The organism is Nostoc sp. KVJ3, assembly GCF_026127265.1.
Lineage (GTDB): Bacteria > Cyanobacteriota > Cyanobacteriia > Cyanobacteriales > Nostocaceae > Nostoc.
In genome coordinates, this window is record NZ_WWFG01000001.1 from 1949128 (window position 1) to 1974874 (window position 25747).

Here is a 25747-nt window from a genome sequence, read left to right on the forward strand (position 1 = left end):
TCAATCCCTAATAGGGATTTTGATGAATTGCAATCTATCACAAACTGAAGTCTTTAATCTATAAGTGCAGTTTCAATCCCTAATAGGGATTTTGATGAATTGCAATATTCACACTTCACTCAATTCGCAATGCCGACTGATGTTTCAATCCCTAATAGGGATTTTGATGAATTGCAATCTCAGGAGAAATGAAAATATGCCGTTCAAAGTTTATGTTTCAATCCCTAATAGGGATTTTGATGAATTGCAATTTGGAGCTTGAATCAAAACAAAAGGTAGCCACTCCTACTGTTTCAATCCCTAATAGGGATTTTGATGAATTGCAATCTTGTTGGTAATTTGGTGGAAAGCACAGCGCAAGTTTCAATCCCTAATAGGGATTTTGATGAATTGCAATCAAATTGATAGCGCGATTAAGAATTTGAGTGAAGAGTTTCAATCCCTAATAGGGATTTTGATGAATTGCAATTGATCCACGTGATCCACCTTGATCCACCTACAAAGTTTCAATCCCTAATAGGGATTTTGATGAATTGCAATTACTATCCCAATCCTCTTGCAAACCTAATTTCCCGTTTCAATCCCTAATAGGGATTTTGATGAATTGCAATAAGTATAGAAATATGTGTAAATCCGCACACAAAAAGTTTCAATCCCTAATAGGGATTTTGATGAATTGCAATTTGCGGTACAACTCGCAGTCATACCCGCTAATCAGGTTTCAATCCCTAATAGGGATTTTGATGAATTGCAATTTTTTGCTGTGCTTCCCTGTACTTTCTGGCTTTGTTTCAATCCCTAATAGGGATTTTGATGAATTGCAATTCAAGCGCAAATTTATCAAGTACCCACCGGGACGTTTCAATCCCTAATAGGGATTTTGATGAATTGCAATAAAAACATCTGTACCTGTCTCTACCAAAGGCTCAGTTTCAATCCCTAATAGGGATTTTGATGAATTGCAATGAGGTGTTGCTGCGGCATCTTGTGAAAATATAAGAGTTTCAATCCCTAATAGGGATTTTGATGAATTGCAATATTAGTAAAATAGTTACCCATTAAAAAACTTAAATGGTGTTTCAATCCCTAATAGGGATTTTGATGAATTGCAATATTAGTCATTAGTTTTTGCGATCGCACTCCCTTGTTTCAATCCCTAATAGGGATTTTGATGAATTGCAATTGTAGCAGCTAATAAGTTTCCCTTTGATATTATCGGGTTTCAATCCCTAATAGGGATTTTGATGAATTGCAATAAAATACCGCCGCTCTTAGATAGAGCGGAGGAGAAGTTTCAATCCCTAATAGGGATTTTGATGAATTGCAATACATTATTATCAGAAATTGTTATAGATTTTTTAGAATGTTTCAATCCCTAATAGGGATTTTGATGAATTGCAATTTTACAGTTGATTATTTTCAGCCAAATCCTGGTGGACAGTTTCAATCCCTAATAGGGATTTTGATGAATTGCAATTTGAAATTCTTAAAAGTGAGTTAGTCAAACCTGAGTATGCGTTTCAATCCCTAATAGGGATTTTGATGAATTGCAATGGATGACAAGCAAGAAATTATTGCAATTCTAGACGTTTCAATCCCTAATAGGGATTTTGATGAATTGCAATACACAGTAGCCGAAACGTGAGTTTATCTCACGTCGCGGTTTCAATCCCTAATAGGGATTTTGATGAATTGCAATAGGATACTCTTAGCCCCCGTCCGCTAGGCGGAAAAGTTTCAATCCCTAATAGGGATTTTGATGAATTGCAATGATATAATTCGCCGTAGTCGATAAGCTTCATAAAGTTTCAATCCCTAATAGGGATTTTGATGAATTGCAATTTGGCTAACTGTCCTGATGCTGATGCTTATTGGGTTTCAATCCCTAATAGGGATTTTGATGAATTGCAATAGCGGAAGGCTGAAACCTAAGCTGTATTTAGTTTTCAAGGTGCGGTTGCGCTGTTCTTGAGCAATCATAGCATTAGAGAATTCGTTTGGAAAGAGTGTCAGGAAAATTTCAAGGCTGAAATCGTGTTTTGATAAGCATTTCAGAGATTGCGCGGATGATGATTAGGCAACTAATGGGTTGAAAGCGTTGCTGTACTTGGGATAGAAGCACTTTTTTTAGACCATAAAATTTGTACACCTACCCTTCCGCGCATTTGACCATCTAGTAACCTAAATATAAGGTAACTCAGCACAAAAAATTGTTGAGTACTGTACTGATAACCAAAAATAAAGTTTTTGCCAATTTAAGGTAGAGATGATGAAAGAAATAACACGCCGCAAGTTTATAGCAACAACCTCCTTGGCGACTGGTTTTGCCTTGGCAGTGCAACCCATTTCTGCCCAAGCTATTACCACTGATGCTAAGGGTTTGGTAGCTGGTGCAGTAAAAATTCCCGTCAAGGATGGCGAAATTCCCGCTTATAGAGCAGTACCTGCTACTGGTGAAAATTTCCCAATTGTCTTGGTGATTCAAGAGATATTTGGTGTACATGAGCATATTCAGGATATCACTCGGCGTTTTGCTAAGTTGGGGTATTTAGCGATCGCACCAGAATTATTTATCCGTCAAGGCGATGTCTCAAAGTTAAGCAGCATAGACGAAATTCGCCCAATTGTCGCCAAAGTACCAGATGCCCAAGTGTTATCCGATCTCGATGCTACGGTAAAATGGGCTGTGAAATCAGGTAAGGGTAATGCCGATAAATTAGCAATTACGGGCTTCTGCTGGGGTGGTCGCATTACTTGGTTGTATGCAGCACATAATCCCAAGGTGAAGACAGGTGTTGCTTGGTATGGGCGACTTGTGGGCGATGCTACCGAACTTCAACCAAAATATCCTATTGATATTGCATCAAAACTGACAGTCCCCATTCTCGGACTCTACGGCGGTAAGGATACGGGTATTCCTCTTGATACAGTAGAACAGATGCGCGATCGCTTAAAGTCTAGCGGTAACAAATCTGAAATTATCGTCTACCCCGATGCACCCCATGCATTTTTTGCCGATTATCGCCCTTCCTACCGCGAAAAAGAAGCTAAGGACGGTTGGAAACGTCTTTTGGCTTGGTTTAAGAAGTATGGAGTGTCATAGCAAGTAATACCATTTCACATTAATAGTGATACGTATAAATCTTGTAGAGAAGCGACTGTCATAGCAATACTGTTCGGTTAAGGTAAGAGACGCGATAAATCGCTGTCTTTACAATAATCAGTCCTTCGTAGAGACGGAGATTTATCGCGTTTTTGGGATCTATTATTTTCATCAAATAACCTTAACCGAACTATATTGATTGTCATAGTTGAGGATGAGGGAGATGAGGTAGCAATTTATTAAATTATTACTTCATTATTTGAAGTATTAAATTGTACTTATATAAATAAATTCATCAGTTGATTTACTAAGACCGAAAACCTTTGGAAAATAAGAAATTACTTAAGCTAATCGCAAACCATATTCATTCTGAAAAAAGTTTACAAGCCAGTCTTTCACTTTGCGGGTAGCGCGACAGTCATCTTCGTTGTAGCTTTGGATAATTTCTAGTAAGGTGCGATCGCCTGTTTCTAGCCACTGATCGTACCAGTAAATACATTTAGCACCACTAGCTTCTTTTTCGCGCCACTCAAATCCTAACCAACGCGCGATCGCTTTCAGGGCATAACTTTCTACAGGTAATGCTACACTTTGGGTTAATTGTTCATACACATCCACAAATCGATTCAGTACAGGACGCACTGAGGCGTAGGGGGTGTTGTAAAGCTTTGCTAGCCGTTTGACTGTATCAAACTCGTAGACACAAAAATGATAAATTGGCGCTTCGGGATATTGCCAAACTAAATCCAAAAATTGCTGCCAAACTAATTCTTCGTCTGCTGGTTTATCTGCTAAAAACGAATAAAACTGTTCTGTGTTGGTAAGTCTATCAACGACCAAAACCCCTAAAAGATAATTTAAATCTAAGTCTGGCTGTGCCTCAATATCAAAGTAAAGCTCTATGGGTGCTGTAAATGTAATCTCTTTTATTGGTAGCGGGTAGGGTAAAATTAGGGGTCGTTTTTCTAATGCAGATTGAGCTTGCACTACTAACTTGGGTGCTACTTTTGGGTCGAAACCAACTAGATTTTCTAGGGTGCTGGGACTGGTATTAGCAAGAGATTCTAGTGTAGTGATGGCTATATCTTGAAGTTGAGTGTAGCGAAGAGGTGTTACACCTGGTAATAGTGAGAGATGTTTTTCAGATTGAGCGATCGCATAACATTGACTATACCAATGGCAAAAATTGCACTTTTGCCGAGAAATAAACACTTCTGGCGGATTTGGTAACTCTAAAACTTCAATAAACTCCTCCAGAATTTGCTGCATCCGTGGTATCCATTTAAATAGATCCACCAGATAATTTATGTTTTTGGTTCGCAATATTAGCGAAGCTGTTTCTGGTACAACTCCTTGCACTATTCCTAACACTTGGGCATGAAATGCAGCGACAACTTGATATTCTTGCTTAGGGCGCTTACCCAGTTCAATACTAGCCGGGACATACATCCAATCTCCAAAACTTGACTGTCCTGGTTGTTTTACCAGTAAATTTGGACGACTTAGTAGGGTGGCTTCAGAATAAGCTGCTAACAGCACTCCTTTATAAATGTACTCAACGCCACGCTCCATCAATTCTAAAGTTGCCTTCTCTGCTACTTCCCAGTTTCCATAAGAATAATCTGGTTGGTGGTAGGTTATCTGAGCCAAAGCACTTAGCTGATGAGCGATTTTGTCCTGTTGCAGTTTCCGCAGCAACTCATTGGGTGCATCGCGCTGACTTTTGTCACCGTGGATATCGAGAAAAGTCCGGCGTTTACAGCGTTGGTATTGCAGTAAGAGTTCAGCATTAATTAGCATTCTTTTAAGTTAACAATAATTAGTAGTCTCTGGGAGTAACTTAGAGGATGTTTGAAAAGTCCTCTTGTTGGTATCAAAAGTTCTAGATCCTCCTAAATCCCCCGATAAATTGGGGGACTTTGATTCCGATTCCCCCTTTTTTAAGGGGGGTTAGGGGGATCAAAGTGACTTTAATCACAGCAAAATACATGTTCATTCAACCTCTTAGACAATCAAAGTTTGCAAGTGAGCGATCGCATCTACACATAATTAGCTGTTTATTTTATACTGTCAACAGCTAGGCGTTTGTGTTTCTCCTGGTTGACAGATAAGGGAGAATAACAAAATCACGTTTTATGCATCATTGCAAGGGTACATGACAGAACAACATATTTATCGTTACTGATTCCGAGATAAAATTTGGCAGCGATCGCTTAAATTAATTTCATCCCTATTTTTACTGTTACTCCTAAGTATCAATAGCCTGTAAACAACAGATATCCTTTGGAAATTATGACTAGTCTTTCTGTCACCCAAACCAGGCTACACAGCCATCGAGAGCAATTTCCCGCTTTAGCCAATAAGACTTATTTCAATTATGGGGGACAAGGGCCAATGCCTCAAAGAGCAATGGATGCGATGACTGAAACTCAGGCTTATGTTCAGCAAATAGGCCCCTTTGGTAATGAGGCGTATCGCTGGATAGCACCGCAGACTCAAGCCGCTAGAGTTGCGATCGCTTCGGAGTTACATGCACCAAGCGAAACAATTACTCTTACCCAGAATGTCACAGTTGGCTGTAATATCGCTATGTGGGGCATTGACTGGCATTCTGGCGACCATATACTGCTCTCAGACTGCGAACATCCAGGCGTAATTGCCACAACACAGGAAATCGCGCGGAGATTCGCAGTGGAAGTTACCACTTGTCCCCTGAAGGCGACTTTAAATGAGGGCGATTCTGTAAAAATTATTGCCCAGCACTTACGCCCTAATACCCGTCTTGTAATATTAAGTCATGTTTTCTGGAATACTGGTCAAGTTTTACCTCTTGATAAAATTGCCGAAGTATGCAGAAACAATCATTCTTTTTTATTGATAGATGCTGCTCAATCTGTTGGTTTGCTGCCTTTAAACTTGACAGAATTGGGTGTAGATTTTTATGCTTTCACTGGTCACAAATGGTTATGTGGCCCTGCGGGTGCTGGTGGTTTGTATGTTCGACCAGAAGCGCGAGAAAGCCTGAAACCTACCTTTATTGGCTTAAATGGTATTGTTGTAGATAGTCAATCTCAGCCTGTGGATTGGCTTCCAGATGGGCGACGATATGAGGTGTCTACATTAGCTTATCCATTGTATGTTGGATTAAAGGAAGCGATCGCAATTCATCAACAATGGGGAACATCACAGGAACGTTACGAGCAAATTTGTCAAAATAGTGAGTATCTTTGGCAGCACTTAATGGCGTTACCCAATATTAAATGTTTGCGAACTTCACCACCCGAAAGCGGTATAGTCTCGTTCCAACTTACAAATAATCAGCCTCAAGCTAATCTCAAGTTAGTGCAATTTTTAGATTCACAAAACATATTAACTCGGACAATTGCCGATCCTAGCTGTATACGCGCCACCATCCATTACCTGACTTTAGAATCAGAAATTGACCTATTGGTTGAGGCAATTAAAAATTTTTGCAAAACTAGTTAAAAATTAGGAGTTATAAGTTATCAATCTGGGAATTACAATCTTAATTCCCTAACTTCTAATACCGATTAAATTTGAGGTTGCCCCCGAACATAGAAGCTTAAGCAGCTTGTCTCACCAAACTAAAATTTCCAGAGCTTCAAACCTTACGATAAACAACATATTATATGAGCAAAAATATTGGGACTTGGGGGCTTTATCAATGGTTTCCTGAATATGGAGAACATTTAATTTCTTCTAATAACATAGAAAGATTTAAAGCTCTTTTACCTAATGGCAAAGTATTTCACTGTATTAACGAAGACAAGGATTTTTTAACACTACAGTATAATGAAGATGTGTATGATGTAAAGACGACACTCTACAAAAAAGTTCCTATTCCCTTGTTTTCATTCGGTAAGCAAGTACAAGTAACTAATCACCCAGATAGAGTAAATATAGTTAGGGGTATAGAGTGGCATTTTAAGCAAAATGCTGTGATGTATTATTTAGAAATAGATGGAAAACTTAGTTTAAAAAGATACTGGGAGCAAGAATTAACTTTAATTAATATCTAATATCAAAACCTCCAATGCATGACTAATTGCATCAAAAAGTGGGAGGCGGCGCAGCAATTGAGAGGTGGTATGATTAATAGTATTTCCCAAGAGCAAGAAACATCAATACTAGAATATCGTCAAAAATGGTTTAAAATTGGTTTACAAATAGAACAGACTGATTACCATAAAATCAAAAAAGAGATAAACGCAATCCATGCTCTACTTGGATTTAAAGAGCCGGAAATCGTATTAGTTAGTAGTCCTTATCAAGCTTTAAAAACATTAGTGGAATTAGATGGATCGAGCAAGAGAATAGGTCAACCTTTAGAAAAATTATTTGACAGAAAAATAAGTCTTTTAAAATCAGAAATCAAGACTAAACTGAATGAAGAATTATGGTTCTCATTAAAAATCAACTTCTTAAGCGAACTTAATGATTTATTTTTAGATAGATTAGAAATACCTTTTTGGAATTTATTAGAAGAAAAGCTAGAGGTAGAACTTGGTAATAAATGGGATAAATTAAGTAGTTTATTATGGATTGAGAAACAACTTCAACCTCAGAATGAGTGGGAGCCATCTGTGGAATTTTATTGTAATAGCTTTTCTTCATGGGCCAACATTGGTGAAGCTTGTATATATGATTTTTGTATATCAGTTTTAAAATGTGAGCATAATCCTGAAAAATGGAAAACTTTTAAAAATCTAATAAATTCTTGTGGTTGGATTTTACCATACGAGAATATATGTATTATATCTTCTCGCCCAAGCATAATAAGATTAGATGAACAGAATAATCTTCATGGAGAACACCTTCCTGCTATTCAGTTTGCTGATGGCTTTAGCGTATATGCAAATTACGGAAAAATATTAGGCTTGGAACAAACCCTTAAATAAAAATTTTGCTTTTAAAGTTATAGTGTTTCCTAATCAGATGGTGTATTTTACTCAACCGATAACTGCTATATATTAAACTCCTACCTCCTAACTTAAAAATGGAACGCCCAATCTTATACTTAGCCATCACTAACCACGGCTTTGGTCATGCTACCCGTATGGCTTCTGTCGCAGCGACAATTCAAAAATTATGCCCAGAAGTTCTGCTAATTCTCGTAACTACTGCTCCACGTTGGTTGCTAGAGTGTTACATAGAAGGCGATTTTATCTATCGTCCCCGTGCATTTGATTTGGGTGTGGTGCAAACCGATAGTTTGACAATGGATAAAGTAGCGACTTTAGAAAAGTTGCTAGATATTAAAAAACATCAAAATTCGCTCATTGCCTCAGAAGTTAATTTTATCCGCCAGAATCGCGTTAATCTCATTTTGGCAGATATTCCCTTTCTCGCTCCTGGATTTGCCAAAGGTGCAAATATTCCTTGCTGGATGATGAGTAACTTTGGCTGGGACTTTATCTATCGAGATTGGGGGGGTGAATTTACAGCAGTTGCAGATTGGATTAGTGATTGGTACTCAAAGTGCGATCGCTTGTTTCGTCTTCCCTTCCACGAACCGATGCACGCTTTTCACAATATCACAGATGTCGGTTTAACAGGTGGTTCCCCCCGTCACTCTGCTGATAATTTACGTTCTCTTTGGGGAATAACCGCACCTGTTGAAAAAACTATTTTATTGACATTTGGCGGCTTGGGTTTGCAACAAATCCCCTACGAGAATCTGCGGCGATTCCCAGATTGGCAATTTATCGTCTTCGATCAATCTGCGCCTGATTTACCTAATATAGTGAAAATTCATGACCGTAAATACCGCCCTGTAGATTTTATGCCGATTTGTGGGCGAGTTGTCTCTAAACCAGGTTTCGGTACTTTTGCTGAAGCTACACTATTAGGAGTGCCTATTGTTACTATTCCACGTGAGGATTTTGCCGAAGCTGCTTTTATAGTAGAAGGCATAACAAATTATAACCAGCATCAAATCATCACCCCATCTGAGTTTTTTCAAAGTACTTGGGATTTTCTGCATGAGTTACCCCAAGCACCAAAGCAATCTCAACCAATTGCTAAGGATGGTAATGAAGCGATCGCTAAAGCTGTTCTCAATTATTTACAGACGAAATAAACTTATTCAAAACAATATAAATTAATATATGAATCCGGTTTGATTTGGAGAAAATATCTGTAGGGTGTTATCGCGGAGAGTACGGCACCAAACCCTTGATAATGGTGCGTTACGAACACTGTCATTAATAATTACTGTTTGAAATGACTCACTACCAAAAGTTACTAAAAATTTCCACTATTGGAAAATCTTTTTATAATATCACTGCAAAAATTGAAGCCGCAGTTGCAGAATCGGGGGTTGAAACTGGTCTTTGTACTTTATTTTTACGTCACACTTCAGCCAGCTTAGTTATCCAAGAAAATGCCGATCCTGATGTTCTTGTGGATTTAGCTAATTTTATGGCAAAACTCGTCCCAGAATCAGGTAAATACATCCACGATGCAGAAGGGCCAGATGATATGCCGGCACACATTCGGACAGCACTCACCCACACTTCCGAACATATCCCCATTAATAGTGGTCATCTAGTACTGGGAACTTGGCAGGGAATTTATATTTGGGAACATCGCCAGCGCAGTCATTCAAGAGAATTGGTTATCCACATTTCTGGATAGCTAATTTTAAATTTTTGTTTAAGATAGAGTTTAAATACTCTGGTTATTCTGCCTAACCTTTGGATATAATCTTATGGATTCACGGTGAGATGCATTAACAAAATTTCACCGGAATAATTTTTTAATTAAAACTATAGATAATTCGTGTCAATTTGTAAATTTAAAAGTTAAGTTTATTCCTGCTTATTTAATAATTTCCTTGCTTCAATATACACTAATAAATAGTATAAGCTCTTTAGGTTATTTCAATTACCACGAAGCAAGAACTGACAGTCGATTCTCTACGAGAAGCTGCGCGTAGCTTGCTTCCCCAGAGGGGTACGTTCCAAGTTAAAAGGTAAAAGAAAAAACTTCAGTTATGGGTTTCAAGCCCACTTAAAAAAAGAATTGTACCCAGACACATAGCGCAAGGTACTCTTTGTCCTGTTTTTCAAGCCCACGGATTTATCAGCTGCGTTTCTTTCTTTTTACTTTTTACTTGCTATGACACCAACTCATACTTTCCAATATATTGATGAAATCCTTGCCCAACAGTCTATTCATTTATTATCACTTAATCCCCAAAAAACATTAATTACCAGTTTTGCAGAATTGGGGAATTTGATTGCTGAAGAAAACACTGATATTCAACTTCTCACAACATTTCAAGAGATCCTTGAATCTATAGTCCGTAGTCAGTTACAAAACTTCCCAGAAAACATATTCTGGGATTTTGATTTTCTGATAAGTAGTATGATTAGGCAAGCTTTAGTAGCAGATGAAGGTGCTATTCATTTTTTAAAAATTTTCTCTGAAAAGATGGTTTCTCTGGTGGAAATGTTCGGAAGTAAAACAGAAATTCGCTTCCGTTATGTTCACGATTTTATCTATGGGTTTGAGTGGGCAAGGTGGGTACAAAAAGAGCCACAAAAACGCGCACATATAGAGCCTTTTAGTCTGTTTTTTTTGGATTATTTGCTCGCCAAAGGGAAGGAGCTTTTACAAAGAATTAGTCATGGTCAGATTACATCTTATAAACTATGTGATACAGGCTATCGCAATCCTTTCACTTTTTCTCGTGAACCAGAAGATGAACGTCGTTTGCTAACTTATATGGCCGAGGAGCAACTTATCCCAGTCCCAGTGTGGAACTGGAATGCTAGCCCTGTATGGAACAAACCTTTCCAAGAAATGCGTCAGCAATTAGCATTAAAATTAAATATTCAACCACAGATACACTAATTCGTAATTCGTAATTCGTAATTAAGTAATGCAACTGTGATTTAAACTCTCAGAATTTCTGAAAAATTGCTGAACAAAATAACTATGAAAATTACTGATTTAATTACTTGGTTTGAAGCATGGGCAAATCCCGCCTGGTGTGAAAGTTGGGATAATTGTGGCTGGCAAATAGAACCAGGAGTTTTGCAGGAAAAAACACGGGTTTTGGTTTGTTTAACACCTACTTTGGCAGTAATGCAAGAAGCGATCGCAGAAAATGCTAATCTGATATTTGCTCATCATCCATTGATTTTTAATCCTCTCAAATCTTTACGCACTGGTGAAACGATCGCCGAAATGGTACGGTTAGCTTTTACCCACAATATTGGTATTTACAGCGCTCATACCAACTTCGATCAAGTGCAGGATGGAACTGCTGACGTTTTAGCTCAAATTTTAGAACTCAAAGAAGTTACTCCCATAGTACCGACACAAGGAGGATTAGGATATGGTCGTGTTGGTTTGCTAGAGCCATTTCTGACACTACAAGAATTACTCGCAGCTATTCAAACCCGACTTAATCCCCCTAATTTAATTTTTTCCCCAAGTGCTGATTTACAGCAAACAATTTCCCGCGTTGCTGTTTTGGGTGGTTCGGGGGCTGGTTACATTTCAGCCGTCGCCAAAACTGGGGCGACAGCTTATTTAACTTCTGACTGTAAATTTCATCAGTTTCAAGAAAGCCGCGATCGCAATATTATCTTAATCGATGCTGGACATTATGCTACCGAACGTCCGGCTTGCGATCGCTTGGTACAAAAATTCCAGTCCTTAAACCTAGACTGGGTGCAACTCAGTCAAAAGGATGAAGATTTTCGCCAGTTTTTTGCATGACTTTTTAACTCCTAAAAAAGCACAGAGTCAGCAGCCTACCTGGAGGGTTCCAATACGGTTCGGTTAAGGTTGATGAAAATAATAGATTCCAAAGCCGCGATAAATCGCTGTCTCTATGAAAGACTGATTATTGTAAAGACGGCGATTTATCGCGTCTCTTGCTTTACAGCAGATTGCGAGTTGGTGAGGTACAAAAATACCCCACCCTAACCCTCCCCGATATATTGGGGAGGGAACTAGATTTCTTTTTCCCCCCAATATATCGGGGGGATTAAGGGAGGTAATTCACCGTAGCCCCAAGCAGTACTTCATTTACTTGCAAAGTGCTGTAACCGAACAGTATTAGGAGCGGTTCGTTAAATCATCTTGTCCGCCCCATTTATACAAGGTTATTTCGGGAAAAGTTTTCGTCTACTTAACTGAAATCACTTCAAATTCAAAAGTATCGATCAAACGGTCATCAATATAGACCTCTATTTTATACTTACCAAGCGGATCGCCAGGAGCGATCGTCCAAAAATTCTCAATCACACCATCTGGAGCCGACTGTGTCCGCCGTGTTATGGATGTAGTACCGTCTGCTGATATTGAGAAATCTTCACCGTTATCTGTACCCCAAGTTTCTGGAGGTTTTGGTAAATGCAAGACTTCGCGCCATTTCACTTCACCTTGATAGTCTTTGAGTTTAATCCGCCATCCGTAAGCGTTTCCTTCCTGAAGCGGTACTCTTGTTGTCTGGAAAATGGTAACGTTACCTTTGGAATCAACTCTTTTCAGCCCGAACTCAGTTTTACTAACAGTAATCTGTTTTGTATTCGTTGGCGCAGGAGATGATATGACACTTTCTCTCAAAACAGAAGTAGCGCTGATTGGCTCAGAACATATAACCCCATATATTAGCCAAGAAGAAGCTAGCACAGCAATAGTAGCCCAAATTCTCATTAGTATGGTTTTCCTGTCAGACTTTTGGTACTTATTCAAGTAATCTGACATATTTTCCGGGTCAAGGTTGCTTAGTAATCCACCAACTGGTAAGCGTTGGAGTAATTGCTCACACCAAATTTTATCGGCGTTGCTGAATCGAGGTATGAACTTGAATATAGATATGTAAAATTTTACGTCTCTACAAGGATTTTTCACCGCAATGCACAATCGTTTTCATACCGCAATCAGGCTTTGCTGTTTGTTATACCAGGTTGTGACGTTTCCAGTTCGTGCTGGACGTTTTCATTGGTGTCAACTTAACGCGAAATGGGTGGTTAGAAACCACATCTGCACGGTTAAAAAGCCTTAATTTTCTGTTAGTCTGCGTGGTGCGCGTAGCGCAAGCGCGATAGGCGGACTTTGCCTGTCAACTTGTTCGCGCAGCGTAGCGGCAAAGGAGAAGCAAGTGGCACGCGAATTCCATTGCCGAGGCTTAAGTTGACACGTATGAACAATTCTGTGTCCTTTATGTTGCTTAACTTAACCAGAAAATGTAACGCTGTCTTTAGTTGACGTTGCAAAAGTTTACATTTAAAATGGAAAGCGGCAAAAATAGATAAGTATTTATTCTTATTTATCCTGAAGAATCGACATTCGATGAGTATATATTCTTGTCAAAAGAAAAAATTTAATATTCTGGAGTTCAATAAAGTTTACAAAAGTACGAACTCCTTAATATAATGTAACTAAAAGCGAAAAGGCAATATTGATTGTCAGAAGTGATGAATGCTATTGAATTTCCCTGGCTAACAGCCATAATCCTCTTACCCTTGGTGGCTGCCTTAGCCATTCCCCTGATCCCAGACAAAGAAGGTAGAACTGTGCGGTGGTATGGTCTGGGGGTTGCGATCGCTGACTTTGCACTGATGATTTATGCCTTTTGGTATAAGTACGACTTTCAGAGTTCAACACTGCAACTTGTAGAAAACTATCCTTGGATACCGCAATTAGGTTTGCATTGGGCGGTGGGGGTTGATGGTTTATCGATGCCCTTACTGCTTCTAACAGGCTTAATAAATACCCTCGCAATCTTCGCGGCTTGGAAAGTTACTACCAAGCCGCGATTATTTTATGGTTTGATGCTAGCGATGTACAGCGCCCAACTTGGAGTATTCGTCGCTCAAGATTTGCTGCTGTTCTTCCTAATGTGGGAAATCGAGTTAGTGCCGGTTTACCTGCTGATTTCCATCTGGGGAGGACAAAACCGCCGTTATGCAGCTACCAAATTCATTCTTTACACTGCTGCTGCATCAATATTTATCTTGATTGCCGGTTTTGCAATGGCATTCTCTGGAGATACCGTCACCTTCGATATGGCGACTTTGGGAATGAAACAATACCCCAAAACCTTGGAATTACTGGTTTATGCAGGTTTCTTGATTGCCTTTGGTGTAAAACTCCCAATTTTCCCCTTACACACTTGGCTACCTGATGCCCACGGTGAAGCATCAGCACCCGGTTCGATGATTTTGGCTGGCGTGTTGTTAAAAATGGGTGGTTATGCCCTCATCCGCTTCAATGTGGAAATGTTGCCCAATGCCCATGTGACTTTTGCCCCAGTGCTGGCAATTTTGGGTGTGGTTAACATTGTCTACGGTGCTTGCTGCGCCTTCGCTCAAACAAATCTCAAACGCCGCTTGGCTTACTCTTCAATTGCCCACATGGGATTTGTGCTAATTGGCATTGCTTCCTATACAGAACTGGGGATCAGTGGTGCAGTGCTACAGATGGTTTCCCACGGCTTGATTGCTGCTAGCTTATTCTTCCTGTCTGGCGTGACATACGATCGCACTCACACCTTGATGATGGATAAAATGGGCGGTATGGCCAAGGTAATGCCCAAAACCTTTGCTTTGTTTACTATTGGTTCAATGGCATCTCTCGCCTTACCCGGAATGAGTGGTTTTGTAGGTGAATTGATGGTATTTCTGGGTATCGCCACCAGTGATGTTTACAGTTCCAGCTTTAAAGTTGTAGTTGTGCTGCTGTCAGCCGTTGGCGTGATTTTGACACCGATTTATTTACTGTCTATGCTGCGTCAAGTATTCTACGGTGAGCAAAATCAAGAGTTACACTTGGATGCTGGAATATCTGATGTCAAACCCCGCGAAATATTTATTACCGCTTGTTTATTGCTGCCAATCATTGGAATTGGTTTCTATCCCAAATTAGCAACACAGACTTATGATGTGAAGGCAGTAGAATTAGCCGCTCATGCTCGTCAAGTTTTACCAGTTGTGGCTCATCAGCAACCATCAAGTCTGTACTCGCGGATTTTTACAGCACCAACATTGGCTACTTCTCAAGTTGAAAATTCGATTAACATTTCTGAGTAAATTAACTTCCCATTAAGGGGCTGCAAGTAAATTCTAAATATTAGGGGAATAAAGGGGTGGCTATAAAACCACCCCTAAAATTTTGGCTTTACTGAGTAGGGGCAATTCATGAATTGCCCCTACCGTGTGTTTCACAATTATTCAAATTTGAGAGTTCCGTCAATATTGGTAATATGCTCATTAAGATCAATGTATGTTCCCTGATATGTCTGTCCATCAGCTCTCTCGCACTCAGCACGGAGTCTGTTGGGGCCAGCTAAACCAACATTGTCACAAGTCTGAGCAAATTCCTCTCCATCCCAGCTTAAGCTTCCATCAAGATTGGCGATATGTGGATTTAAGTCGATGGAAGTTGGAGAAAGAGTATATCCATCGGCTTTTTCGCAAGTAGCCGTTAGGGTTGAGCCATCAACACTAATATTTTTACAGGTCTGAGAAAATTGACCAGTTGCCCAAGCGTTACCGATGACTAAATTAAAGCTCAGAAAGATACCACACAAAAAAGTTACACAAATTTTCAGCATTAGTCCTCTGTCCTAAAGTAGATGATTAGTTAAACTAACCAAGAGCAAATTTTATCTTGTTGTATTTTTCTCTATTTAAAAGTAATAGTTTTTAACTATACCTGTTAATCTACGAGACAATACGCAAATAGTAAGCTTCTCTACGAGACGCTATGTGAATGCTCAAAGGTGTTAAACCGTGAAGCAGAGCTAAAGGAGAAACGTAAATCGCACCAGGGTAATTATGTGAATGCTCAAAGGTGTTAAACCGTGAAGCAGAGGGACTATAAATGTACTCTCAGTAGCTGAAATATAATATGGATTAATAGGGATTCTCATAAATCCTAAGACATGAAAATATAGGTACTTCAAAGGATTAGTTATTATGTTTTAGCAAAAGCTAAGAGATGCATTAGCAAAACAGACAGGCTGGAAGATAAGTTTTTTGAAAAGTGATTTAATGCGTCCTTTTGAACTTAAAATAATTTGGGAATATTCTAATGATAATACCCATGATGGATATAGGCTAATGGTATATTCTGTTAGCTTTGGAACTAATGAAAAAACCAAAAAAATTCACACGATAATAATTACAAGAGATGATCATAATCTATCAACTTCAACAACTCGTAAATTTAAAATACAAGAAACAAACCAAAAAGATATTGATATATTAGTTGCAACAATAAAAAAAGAAATCCATTTCAAAAAAGCTGATCCTATTCCAACACTCATTAAATAACTCGTAAAAGTGAGGTTTTCCCCTTTGATCAAAACTTGCCAATTTTGCAAAAAAATATCTTCCATAAATCTAGCAAGCATACTGCATTTACCAGTGCATCGCTCTTAGTCTGGGAGCATCCCAAATGTGTAAAAACATAATTTGTCATTGCGAGCGGAACGCAGTGAAGCAAAGCAATCGCAAAGTACAGATGTTGCGATTGCTTCATTCTGCTTCGCTTCATTCGCAATGACAATTAACTATTTTGGTAAATTTGCTTGCATTGGGATGCTCCCCTTAGTCTTTTAACATCTCCTCAATTTGGTTTGGGTTGATTTTGGATTTAAATCAGGTTTGGTAGGGGAGAAATACAAAATACTCAACCCAGTTGGGAAAAAAGCGCCTTAGAAAATCTACATATTAAAGCTAAAATAGCTACACTCAAACCATAATAAAATAAAAATGCTAGGAATCTATGCCAGCGAAAGATATATTCCATGATGCAGTAAGACGAGCTTTGGAGAAAGAGGGTTGGCTCATCACTAATGACCCGCTTTTCCTCCGTTTTGGTGGTTTGGATATGTATATCGACCTTGGTGCAGAGAAAGTTTTAGCAGCTGAACGAAATCAAGAAAAAATTGCGGTGGAAGTTAAAAGCTTTGTTGCTCCATCTACTACAACTGAATTTAGTACTGCTCTAGGACAGTATCTCAAATATCAATTAGCACTTGAACAAGAACAACCTGAGAGACTTCTATATTTAGCAGTTCCCTTAGACACCTATCGTTCTTTTTTCACCTTAGAACTACCACGCTTATTAATCCAACGTTACCAAGTTCGGCTGATTGTTTTCGACCCAGAAGAGGAGGCGATCGTAAAATGGCAAAAGTAGAACAATACCGTCAACTTATTCAAGAACTGTTGCTAGCTTACAGCGAAATCAAAGCTAGCAACGAAGAAGTCGAAGCAGAAGTTATTTTTGATCGAGAACGCGATCGCTACCAACTTGTCAACGCGGGGTGGTCAAATAAGCGCCGTGTATATGGCTGTGTTTTGCATCTAGATATTAAAAATGAAAAAATTTGGATTCAACACGATGGTACAGAAGGAGGCATCGCTAATGAACTTATTAGTCGAGGTGTACCCAAACAAGACATTGTTTTGGCTTTTCATTCTCCCTTTAAACGACAATTTACTGAGTTCGCTGTTGGTTAAGATGGCTGAAGAAATTCATTAGTCTTGACTAATAAAGTCGAGTTAAATCAATTTAAATATCTAAATTTTTCGTGATTTAGGATATAGCCACCAACTAAAGAAACGGCTGACTCTAGGCATAACAACGTAGGTCAAAAGTACAACCATAATAACGGTAACGATCAGCGAAATAATCAAATGTGGTAAACCGCGCAGCAGAGGGACTAGAAATGTACTCAAAATATTAATCAATACGTATACAGCAGCCCAAGTCAGCAATGCTGTTTTATAGCGTGGTGGAGTTTTCAGTGGTTGACCGGGGAGTGAAAACCAAGCTTCTAATCCACAGATTTGTTGAACGTAAGGGTCAGATTCAACCAAATGCTTACCTTCATTGAGCCAGTATTCGCGATCGCGTGATGTCATCCACACCTTTAAATTTTCATAACCATCAAATCGGAAGATGATCGCATATTCATTTCGTACCCCAAGTTGGGGACGAATCACATTTGTTCCCAGATGACCCGCATAGGTTCTGGAAACCCTGGTAATATCTTTCAACCAAGCCTCATAAGCAGTTTCGCATCCTGGTTTGACAACTTGTGTAATGACCACGGTTACAAATTGATCGTCCTGTTCCATCTTTATGAATTTTGGATTTTAGATTTTGGATTGATTCATAGAATCAATTCAGGGCTGGAGGATTTTGGATTTGTTTTATAGCGGTTCCCATTCAAATGTGGTGCAACATCATCTCGTCAGGTGTAAGGGCAATTCATGAATTGCCCCTACGGGTGTACCTCACATAAATGAGAACCGCTATACTTAGCTTGCTTTTCGTAAAGGGAGTACAAATTCGTTTGCTCTTAAACGAATTTAAAATCTAAAATTGCATCATTCTCAAGCTAAAGGATATCCAGCTTTCCCAACCTCGAATCGAACAACATTAGCAGGAACGACCCCTGTGGGTGGAGGTAAAAACATTCCCCCATTATTCACAACATAAATTGCGGTGCGATCGCCTTCACTTTGACCAAAAGCCACTGCTGTGCTACCAATTACACCTGACTCAGCTTGAGCAATGATGGTTGTACTACCATCGGGCGCAATTCTTACCACACTGTTGTAAATGTGCGTTGCTCCATAAAGGTTCCCTTCCACATCAAAGGCAAAATCATCAATATTAGTCTGCTCAACAAAAATTTCCGGCTCACCTGGTTGATTTGCAGTATCAATGGGAATGCGCAACAGCAACATTTTTTCTGTATTTGAAACGTACAGGAAATCACCAAAACGCTTCAAGCCATTTGCAGCCGGAAACACGCTCTCCGAATTGCTACGAGCCAGAATTGGGTGTTCTAGCCAAATTGATCCACGGCGTTGAGCAACATCAATCAGCCAGATTGCACCCCGATAGGAATCTGCTGTTAAATACTGAGTGCCAGAAAGTGGGGTGATGCCATTAAGAAATATAGCTTCTGGTAGTGTCAGCAACGTTTTCACTGTGCCATCACTTTTAACTAGAGAAACCACGGGTATAGAATCTGCATTCCAGCCTGTTGCCACTAGATCGCCGTTGGTAGTAAAAGCAAGACCACTTACCTTACCTTCAACACTGGCATGAATTTGCTGATTGCCATCTAGGGTAATGCGAACAATCTTACCGATCTCATGATTGGTTACAAAAATTGTGCCATCTGGTGCGATCGCTAGATTTTCTAAAAAAGTATTAACCGGGAACGAGGTAAGAATTTTAGCAGGTGCTAATTCAATCCGCGTATCTACATAAATAGGGGGTAAACCTGGTGAATCTTCCATATTGACCTAGCACACTTCCTCAAAATTTTCACAAAGAGATATGGTGAAGACAGGTAAGGGACTTCCAAATAAATAAATGTCCTATCGCTTTTAAGGCATGGGGGCAGGGAGCAGGGAGTAGGGAGCAGGGAGCAGGGAGCAGGGAGCAGAGAAAGTCGTTTTGATTCGGTGAAATTGGATAATTTATTCCTTGGAGTTCCCTAAAATCCCCAAAAAGCAATTATGACCACCAACTTACCTGTAGCCACAGAGATTATACCAGTGGTTTTGCAATTACAACCTGCGATACCGACGATCAGTTTTATGAGTTTTGTCAGCTAAACCGTGATTTTCGCATCGAGCGCAATACTACTGGAGAATCAGTCATTATGCCCCCTACTGGTTCCGAAACCGATCAACATAACTTTGACGTTATTGTTCAGTTGGGTATTTGGACAAAACAAGATGGTACAGGTGTAGGGTTTGGTTCTAGTGGTGGTTTTACTTTGCCTAATGGTGCGGTGCGTTCTCCTGATGCAGCTTGGATAAAACGCGATCGCTGGGAAGCCATTGCGAAAAAATTTGCACCGATTTGTCCTGAATTTGTGATTGAATTGCGTTTTGAGAGCGTAGTTTACCGCCGTAGGCATCGCTTACAAGTTTTGCAAGACAAAATGCAAGAATATATAGATAATGGGACACAACTTGGTTGGTTAATTGATAGAAAACAACGCCAAGTTTTTATTTATCGTCCTAATACTATGATTGAGGTATTAGATAACCCTAAAATTCTTTGCGGTGAACTGTTACTACCTGGTTTTGTTTTGGATTTAAGTCAGGTTTGGTAGCTTACATCTTGCACCAGATGATTAAAAATAGTGCCAGAGATATACCACATCCACAGAAAACATCAAATATATGAACACGACACCATCTCAAAGAGAAAGAGATGAAATACTCAAGTGATTAAATCGTAACCGCCAGATGTTATTAGATTTATATAGCGGCTATTCTACTCCTTTTCCAATGAAGTACAGCAAAATATTGCCCCTACAGTCTGTATGTAGGGGAATAGTTTTGAAAGTGGAATTCAGTAAGTTTGATATTTTTATCCGATCGTTATCTTGGTTTAGCTGCACTCGCTGAAAATCCATTTCAAAGGATTTCAGAAATCGCAAATTCATCTTTGATCGCAGCAATTTGTGTTGAGATTGTTGGCTCACTAACAATTACTTCCAGTTCTTCTTCGGCATTTTTACTATCAGTCAATTGATCTTTGGTATACTCCATTTCTCTGATTTGTCGGACAATACTCTCTACGAGCCAAAGTTGTTCTTCTACAGACAATGCACGGATAGAGCGTTCAATTTCTAGTAAATTCAGTGATATCATTTTCCTTCTGATTAAAAGTAGGGCGGATTTTTCAAAGATATTATATGTCAGTTTATCTGCTTAACCTAGAGCATCGCTAATCCCCCATTATTTTCCCCAAGCCTATCTTTTCACAAATCAAATGAGATTGCTATAAAAAACTAAAAGTCAGTTGTATGATTTTTTAATTAGGTATTCCTGCTGAAGCAAAATGTACGCTAAACTGACTACATGAATTACGAAACGGCTCGGAAACTCCTCATAGATCAGACAATCACAACCGAGGAAAACCCAGATGCGCTGTTAACGCGTATGAAACAGGGGAAACCGCCGGTACCCGGTCAGATCACCTCGATTTTGTTGGCATTGAAAGTGGTGTTTGAATCCCTCAAAGATGCAAAGACTCTAGACCGAGAATTAGCTTTGGCCCTTTATCAGTTAAGCATCAAGGCGCAACAGCTATTTGCCGCAGGACGTAAAGTCGGCATAGATTGGCCGCCATTACTAAAGGAAGATTTGCTACGAATTTCCTTAGCATCTGAAAGTATCTTTTCAGGTATATGGCAAACCCTAGCTCCTATAAACTTAGGGAAGGTATAAAACTCTATTTCAGTAATCTTTAAATGAGAAAGGACAAGGGGACAAGGAGAATACCCCATGCCCAATGCCCATTACCGAATTTGTAATTCACTTTCTAATTTGTCTAGATCAGTTTTAAGCAAAACCGTCATTTGCCCGGTAAAAGCTTTACCAGTCTTGGGTTGAGCAATTTCCACCCAATATACATAGCGATCGCCTACTCGTAATTCTCCCTTTAAAGCTTCTCGAATGGGAGTTTTGGCCAGACGCGCCGAGTTAACTACTTTCTGGCTGGGATACTCATAAACGACTTGGGCGCGATCGTAGTCTTGATAAATTTCCAAACCATAAATTACCCGCAAAGATTCCTGGAGACGCGCAAATGTCATACCGTTGATGGCATCATACATGGAAATGCGCTCACTACGAATTGTGCCACGGTCTTTAGAAAATTCCACCCTACCGGGAGGCAATACCGACGCTTGAAAAGTGAATCGTTGAGCAGCAGTATCAGTCTTTTGCACAAATAATTGCTCCCCACTTCTGGGGCGGAGTGTGGGATGTGCTTTAATCCAAGTGCCTACTTCCTCTGTACTTTGCCCTGGCAAAGCATCCGCAGAGGAATTGTCCAACATTCCTATACACAGCCAGGGAACTAGAGAAATAGGCAAAATTAAAAAATTAAGCAGAGGTTTCTTGAGCATTTTTCTATTTAGGATTTTCATGGAAATTTCCCTATTAGGGAGTAACCATAGTCTTCCCGTTTTTTAGCAAGATTATTTCAATGAGTCGCAGCGATCGCCCAGCGAAGCCAAATCTTCTCTCTTAGCGCTAGCGAGTCATCTGATATAGCAGATTGTAACAGGCGTGAGGTACAGACAAGCTTAAGGGCACAGCAATGCTGTGCCCCTACCTATTTACTTCATTTAACTGGGAGCATCCCAAATGTGCAAGTTTATTTTTATGTGGTATTTGGACTTAGGCGGATAAAGAAATAACGAACCGCAAAGGACGCGAAGGAAAGAGGTTTGTACAGGGTTTTTGTACCAGTCCTGTATATTTTTGCAAAATTGGGATGCTCCCATTTATCTGAAAAATACTGTATAATTTACAACTTGAAAGGAGAAGTTAACTTAGATCCCACATTCCGCACTTCAACTTGAAGTACAAAGAGATTACGTCAAGAGAAAAGCAAAAAAATCAGGATGATTAAGATTCGTAGTGCTGAACGAATCTACAGCATGAAAATAAATCATCAAACACAATGTATTTGATGGTTATGTAAGCACTAAAAATTTGAAGAGCAATTACTGTTTCTTCGATGTTGATAAATTTTTCTTCATTTTCCAAAAGTTGTTCACTTTAAGAAAGCAGATAATATTTTAGACAAGATGATGGCAGGCAATTCAAAATAAAATTACGTTCTAATGTTAAATTAACAATTTGGTTAACACCATTTAAAGTCAAAAGATGAATTCCTTGAAAACATTGAAACACCCATCTTAATGTCGGAGAAATCGTTAACTTACCTAGTTGATTTTTGATTCCGATTTTGATTCTTTTTAAGCTATTTCTCAGTTCCCTTTGTCCAAGATTATAAACTAACAAGCACAAAGACATTAAAAATAACATCGTCTCGATTCTTTCAGGGTTTTCTACAAATAAACTATCGGCAAAAAACAAAGGGTCTTTTAGAAATCTGAACCCTCTTTCACAAGACTGTTGATTTTTGTAATTTGTCAAAATTTCTTCTGGTTTTAACTTATCATCGTCAACTAAGTTTGTCGCTAAAATAAATCTTCCCGCTTCTTTTCTGATTCTTTCTATCTCTTCTGGCTTTTGATGCTCCACTCCTTCTATTTTGTAAATAGTCTTATTACCTTTTGATTTACTTTGAATAACCTTAACTTCTTTAATTTCAAAGAGGTTCAATTTTTTGTTTACGCTTTTTAGTTTATATCGAGCTTGTTCTGGACTTTCAAAATCTTCTTTGTTTATTTCCTTGAGCAGCTTTTCAACTTTGATTTTTTCGGTTTTCATCTTTTTTTCTAACTTCTTCAAATCACTTTCTTGTCTTTTTTGACTTTCTACTATTAGCCAATTTTGTTTGATGCCACCATAATTTACTATTTCCGATTTCCACTTGTATCCGTCTAAATTCAAGGCTGCTCTTTTTGCACTTTCTTCGGAATTTATCTCTTCTATCTCTACCGAATGAACTAATTCCTTTGCTCTTTTGATTGTCATCGGTACTCTACTTATCCATTTTAGATGTTCGATTAATTGGAGATTTTCTTGACTATACAATGCACTATCACAGACCATGATACTATCAAAGTTTATCTGCTTTTTAAACTCTCCTAATATTTTTCCAAACACGGCTTTGTCTGCTTCATTTCCATCTCCTGCTCTCATTAATAATGGTATATCTCCATCACTACTTGTTATTAAATCTAATACACATTGTTTCAAGTCTGCTCTATGGTCGCGCGAATATCCTTTGGTGATAATTATTGGTTTTTGTTTGATTATTTCTAACTCTTTCTCTTGATTATATTCATTTTTATATTCCCCATGCAGATGAAATGATGTCGCATCTAAATGAGAATATTTTGTTTCTATCTTGAATTTATTAATCACAGATAAGACAATTTCTATAAATAGGTTATTCAATCCATATTTATACAATTTATCCATAACTCTTCCCAGTTTATCATCATTCACATAATCGCTTTTTATTCCTTCTGCCAATAATAATTCGATTCCTTTGTCTTCAAAAAATTGACTAAATAAATATAAAGGTCTTGATACAAATCCTAATCCATTGAGCAGAATAGCTTTTACTAATATTCCTGATGAAATTTTTTCCCGAACATCTATTCCTAATTTGGAGTTGATTATGTCAACTATTCCTATTTCATCAATTAGTCCAGCTACTATTCCTAAGTGATCTATATTTTTAATTTTTGTTTCTGAGGTTGGAGACAATTTTTCTACCTCTAAAATATTTTAGATTTTTTTGATTGTCTCACTTTTTCGATTAGAAGCTTCTAAGTATTTTTACTCAGGTATATCCAAGGATAACTCTGTATTACTTTATGCTACTTTTGAAGTGCGGAATGTGGGTTAGATCGTTCAAAATTACTAAAGCCCATCATGTAATACGCAATAAAGGCAGTATCAAAGGGTTTGAGGTAATTTAAATTGGTTGAATAGCTAGATAAAATTTCAGAGTTGACGGCTGTATCTATTGATGCGCTACTTTTGTTATTGTTAGCTGTATGAAGGGGAGTGATTTTAGGCATAGAATTAATCCAAGCAACAATATGTGCAGAATTTATCAATTTTGTCAGTTTCATAGAATTATCCTTAAATAAAATACAGTCAGCAATCTCTATGTAATAGAGTTCACTATTTGGTAAATTTCAACATCCTAGACTCAGTTCATCTGATAACTTGATTTATTAATTACACAAACCAATGAGTCAAATTAACCAAAAATGAGAGATTGGGAATTTATAAAACATTTAGTAAGTCAAAATTCGTAATATCTAAAAAAGTGCTAGATGAAATCTCTGGCTCATAGACATTTAAAGAAGCTGCGATCGCTCATATAAATGATGCTCTTCTCTCCTAGATATTTTTTACTTTCGGCTATAAACTAAAATCCTACTTTTTTGGCTAATTAAGTTTGCATATCAATATGCTAGAAAGTCTTCATGATAAAAGCAAATATCTTTAATTGTTAATTTGATAAACAAAAGTGATGCAAATATTAAATTGGCATGGCAAAATTTTCTATCAACCTTACTGACTATTCATTTGAGCTTAAATAGATTCTGGTGTAAGAGGTTGTTTGAAAAGTATTTAGCTGTGATTTTAGGCACTTGTTGATCCCCCCTAACCCCCCTTAAAAAGGGGGAACTGGAATCAAAGTCCCCCTTTTTAAGGGGGATTTAGGGGGATCTAAAACGTTTTGCTACTAAGAAAAGGACTTTTCAAACATCCTCTAAGGTAGCCATTTAAGGAGATAAAGTAAGCCGATCGTGTCAAAATGTTAAGTGTATAGTTTATTTGCGAACTCACTTATGACGAAAGCAATTTGGAATGGCGCAGTTTTAGCCGAAAGCGATCGCACCGTAGTTGTGGAAAACAACCATTATTTCCCTGCTGACTCTATTAACAAGGAGTACTTCACAGACAGTAGCACCCACAGTACTTGTCCTTGGAAAGGTGTCGCAAGCTACTATAGTGTTGAAGTTGATGGGCAAATCAACAAAGATGCTGCTTGGTATTATCCCAGCACCAAGGAGAAGGCTAAGAATATTGAGGGCTATGTCGCCTTTTGGAAGGGTGTAAAAGTAGAGACTTGATAAAGGTTTCTGAAAGTATTTTAATTTCAGTGAAT

The 25747-nt window shown here is 38.5% G+C and carries 23 protein-coding genes, 1 pseudogene and 1 CRISPR repeat array (1 of these 25 cut by a window edge); of the genes and pseudogenes, 15 read left to right on the forward strand and 9 right to left on the reverse strand.

Going from position 1 to position 25747, the window contains the following annotated elements; all coding sequences use genetic code 11:
• Window positions 1–1912: direct repeats of the CRISPR family, unit length 37 nt; unit sequence GTTTCAATCCCTAATAGGGATTTTGATGAATTGCAAT; it begins 1880 nt to the left of the window's first position.
• Between the two features lie 357 nt (window positions 1913–2269).
• Window positions 2270–3103, forward strand: coding sequence for a dienelactone hydrolase family protein (locus GTQ43_RS07770; protein ID WP_265273698.1), 834 nt, complete (start codon window positions 2270–2272; stop codon window positions 3101–3103).
• Window positions 3104–3445: 342 nt separating this feature from the next.
• On the opposite strand, the gene GTQ43_RS07775 is transcribed toward GTQ43_RS07770, so the two are convergent.
• Complete coding sequence (locus tag GTQ43_RS07775; RefSeq protein WP_265272088.1) at window positions 3446–4903, reverse strand: TM0106 family RecB-like putative nuclease; 1458 nt, start codon at window positions 4901–4903, stop codon at window positions 3446–3448.
• Between the two features lie 492 nt (window positions 4904–5395).
• On the opposite strand from GTQ43_RS07775, the gene GTQ43_RS07780 reads away from it, so the two are divergent.
• The 7 genes from GTQ43_RS07780 (at window position 5396) to GTQ43_RS07810 (ending at window position 11854) form a co-directional block, all read left to right on the forward strand.
• Entirely contained in the window at window positions 5396–6589 is a 1194-nt protein-coding gene (locus tag GTQ43_RS07780) for an aminotransferase class V-fold PLP-dependent enzyme (RefSeq protein WP_265272089.1), read from the forward strand.
• A 164-nt stretch (window positions 6590–6753) separates the two neighbouring features.
• Complete coding sequence (locus GTQ43_RS07785; protein ID WP_265272090.1) at window positions 6754–7143, forward strand: DUF6960 family protein; 390 nt, start codon at window positions 6754–6756, stop codon at window positions 7141–7143.
• Between the two features lie 69 nt (window positions 7144–7212).
• Entirely contained in the window at window positions 7213–8022 is an 810-nt protein-coding gene (locus GTQ43_RS07790) for a DUF6745 domain-containing protein (protein ID WP_265272091.1), read from the forward strand.
• Window positions 8023–8120: 98 nt separating this feature from the next.
• Window positions 8121–9203, forward strand: a complete 1083-nt coding sequence (locus GTQ43_RS07795) for a glycosyl transferase (RefSeq protein ID WP_265272092.1) — start codon at window positions 8121–8123, stop codon at window positions 9201–9203.
• Window positions 9204–9346: 143 nt separating this feature from the next.
• On the forward strand, window positions 9347–9760 hold the full coding sequence (locus GTQ43_RS07800) for a secondary thiamine-phosphate synthase enzyme YjbQ (RefSeq protein WP_265272093.1): 414 nt from the start codon (window positions 9347–9349) through the stop codon (window positions 9758–9760).
• 483 nt (window positions 9761–10243) lie between these two features.
• On the forward strand, window positions 10244–10981 hold the full coding sequence (locus GTQ43_RS07805) for a hypothetical protein (protein WP_265272094.1): 738 nt from the start codon (window positions 10244–10246) through the stop codon (window positions 10979–10981).
• A gap of 84 nt (window positions 10982–11065) precedes the next feature.
• Window positions 11066–11854, forward strand: coding sequence for a Nif3-like dinuclear metal center hexameric protein (locus GTQ43_RS07810; protein ID WP_265272095.1), 789 nt, complete (start codon window positions 11066–11068; stop codon window positions 11852–11854).
• Between the two features lie 411 nt (window positions 11855–12265).
• Here GTQ43_RS07810 and GTQ43_RS07815 read toward each other — a convergent pair whose 3' ends face one another.
• Window positions 12266–12796: a hypothetical protein gene (locus GTQ43_RS07815; protein ID WP_265272096.1), complete on the reverse strand. Its 531-nt coding sequence runs from the start codon at window positions 12794–12796 to the stop codon at window positions 12266–12268.
• Between the two features lie 764 nt (window positions 12797–13560).
• Here GTQ43_RS07815 and GTQ43_RS07820 point away from each other — a divergent pair.
• Window positions 13561–15174 (forward strand): NAD(P)H-quinone oxidoreductase subunit 4, encoded by a 1614-nt coding sequence (locus GTQ43_RS07820; protein WP_265272097.1) that lies wholly within the window; start codon window positions 13561–13563, stop codon window positions 15172–15174.
• Between the two features lie 137 nt (window positions 15175–15311).
• Here the strand turns inward: GTQ43_RS07820 and GTQ43_RS07825 are convergent, their stop codons facing one another.
• Window positions 15312–15698: a CVNH domain-containing protein gene (locus tag GTQ43_RS07825; RefSeq protein ID WP_265272098.1), complete on the reverse strand. Its 387-nt coding sequence runs from the start codon at window positions 15696–15698 to the stop codon at window positions 15312–15314.
• A gap of 424 nt (window positions 15699–16122) precedes the next feature.
• On the opposite strand from GTQ43_RS07825, the gene GTQ43_RS07830 reads away from it, so the two are divergent.
• The 3 genes from GTQ43_RS07830 to GTQ43_RS07840 all read left to right on the forward strand — a co-directional run bounded on the left by GTQ43_RS07830 (window position 16123) and on the right by GTQ43_RS07840 (window position 17613).
• Complete coding sequence (locus tag GTQ43_RS07830; RefSeq protein WP_265272099.1) at window positions 16123–16419, forward strand: hypothetical protein; 297 nt, start codon at window positions 16123–16125, stop codon at window positions 16417–16419.
• A 454-nt stretch (window positions 16420–16873) separates the two neighbouring features.
• A complete protein-coding gene (locus GTQ43_RS07835) occupies window positions 16874–17290 on the forward strand; it encodes a XisH family protein (protein ID WP_265272100.1) in 417 nt (138 codons plus the stop codon).
• Window positions 17278–17613, forward strand: a complete 336-nt coding sequence (locus GTQ43_RS07840) for a XisI protein (protein WP_265272101.1) — start codon at window positions 17278–17280, stop codon at window positions 17611–17613. The genes GTQ43_RS07835 and GTQ43_RS07840 overlap by 13 nt, the downstream gene beginning before the upstream one ends.
• Before the next feature lie 60 nt (window positions 17614–17673).
• Here the strand turns inward: GTQ43_RS07840 and GTQ43_RS07845 are convergent, their stop codons facing one another.
• Together GTQ43_RS07845 and GTQ43_RS07850 are read right to left on the reverse strand one after the other, a co-directional pair.
• On the reverse strand, window positions 17674–18234 hold the full coding sequence (locus GTQ43_RS07845) for an antibiotic biosynthesis monooxygenase (RefSeq protein ID WP_265272102.1): 561 nt from the start codon (window positions 18232–18234) through the stop codon (window positions 17674–17676).
• 258 nt (window positions 18235–18492) lie between these two features.
• Entirely contained in the window at window positions 18493–19410 is a 918-nt protein-coding gene (locus GTQ43_RS07850; protein WP_265272103.1) for an SMP-30/gluconolactonase/LRE family protein, read from the reverse strand.
• A 222-nt stretch (window positions 19411–19632) separates the two neighbouring features.
• On the opposite strand from GTQ43_RS07850, the pseudogene GTQ43_RS07855 reads away from it, so the two are divergent.
• A pseudogene (locus GTQ43_RS07855) lies at window positions 19633–20237 on the forward strand (Uma2 family endonuclease).
• A gap of 307 nt (window positions 20238–20544) precedes the next feature.
• Here GTQ43_RS07855 and GTQ43_RS07860 read toward each other — a convergent pair.
• A complete protein-coding gene (locus GTQ43_RS07860) occupies window positions 20545–20781 on the reverse strand; it encodes a hypothetical protein (protein WP_265272104.1) in 237 nt (78 codons plus the stop codon).
• A gap of 210 nt (window positions 20782–20991) precedes the next feature.
• On the opposite strand from GTQ43_RS07860, the gene GTQ43_RS07865 reads away from it, so the two are divergent.
• On the forward strand, window positions 20992–21360 hold the full coding sequence (locus GTQ43_RS07865; RefSeq protein WP_265272105.1) for a Dethiobiotin synthetase: 369 nt from the start codon (window positions 20992–20994) through the stop codon (window positions 21358–21360).
• A 71-nt stretch (window positions 21361–21431) separates the two neighbouring features.
• On the opposite strand, the gene GTQ43_RS07870 is transcribed toward GTQ43_RS07865, so the two are convergent.
• The 3 genes from GTQ43_RS07870 to GTQ43_RS07880 form a co-directional block, all read right to left on the reverse strand.
• Window positions 21432–22043 carry a hypothetical protein gene (locus GTQ43_RS07870; protein ID WP_265273700.1) on the reverse strand — a complete coding sequence of 204 codons (612 nt, stop codon included), beginning with the start codon at window positions 22041–22043 and terminating at the stop codon, window positions 21432–21434.
• A gap of 658 nt (window positions 22044–22701) precedes the next feature.
• Entirely contained in the window at window positions 22702–24327 is a 1626-nt protein-coding gene (locus tag GTQ43_RS07875; RefSeq protein ID WP_265272106.1) for an IS1634 family transposase, read from the reverse strand.
• Window positions 24328–24440: 113 nt separating this feature from the next.
• Window positions 24441–24698, reverse strand: coding sequence for a hypothetical protein (locus tag GTQ43_RS07880; protein ID WP_265272107.1), 258 nt, complete (start codon window positions 24696–24698; stop codon window positions 24441–24443).
• A gap of 729 nt (window positions 24699–25427) precedes the next feature.
• On the opposite strand from GTQ43_RS07880, the gene GTQ43_RS07885 reads away from it, so the two are divergent.
• On the forward strand, window positions 25428–25712 hold the full coding sequence (locus GTQ43_RS07885) for a DUF427 domain-containing protein (RefSeq protein ID WP_265272108.1): 285 nt from the start codon (window positions 25428–25430) through the stop codon (window positions 25710–25712).
• Window positions 25713–25747 lie beyond the last annotated feature (35 nt).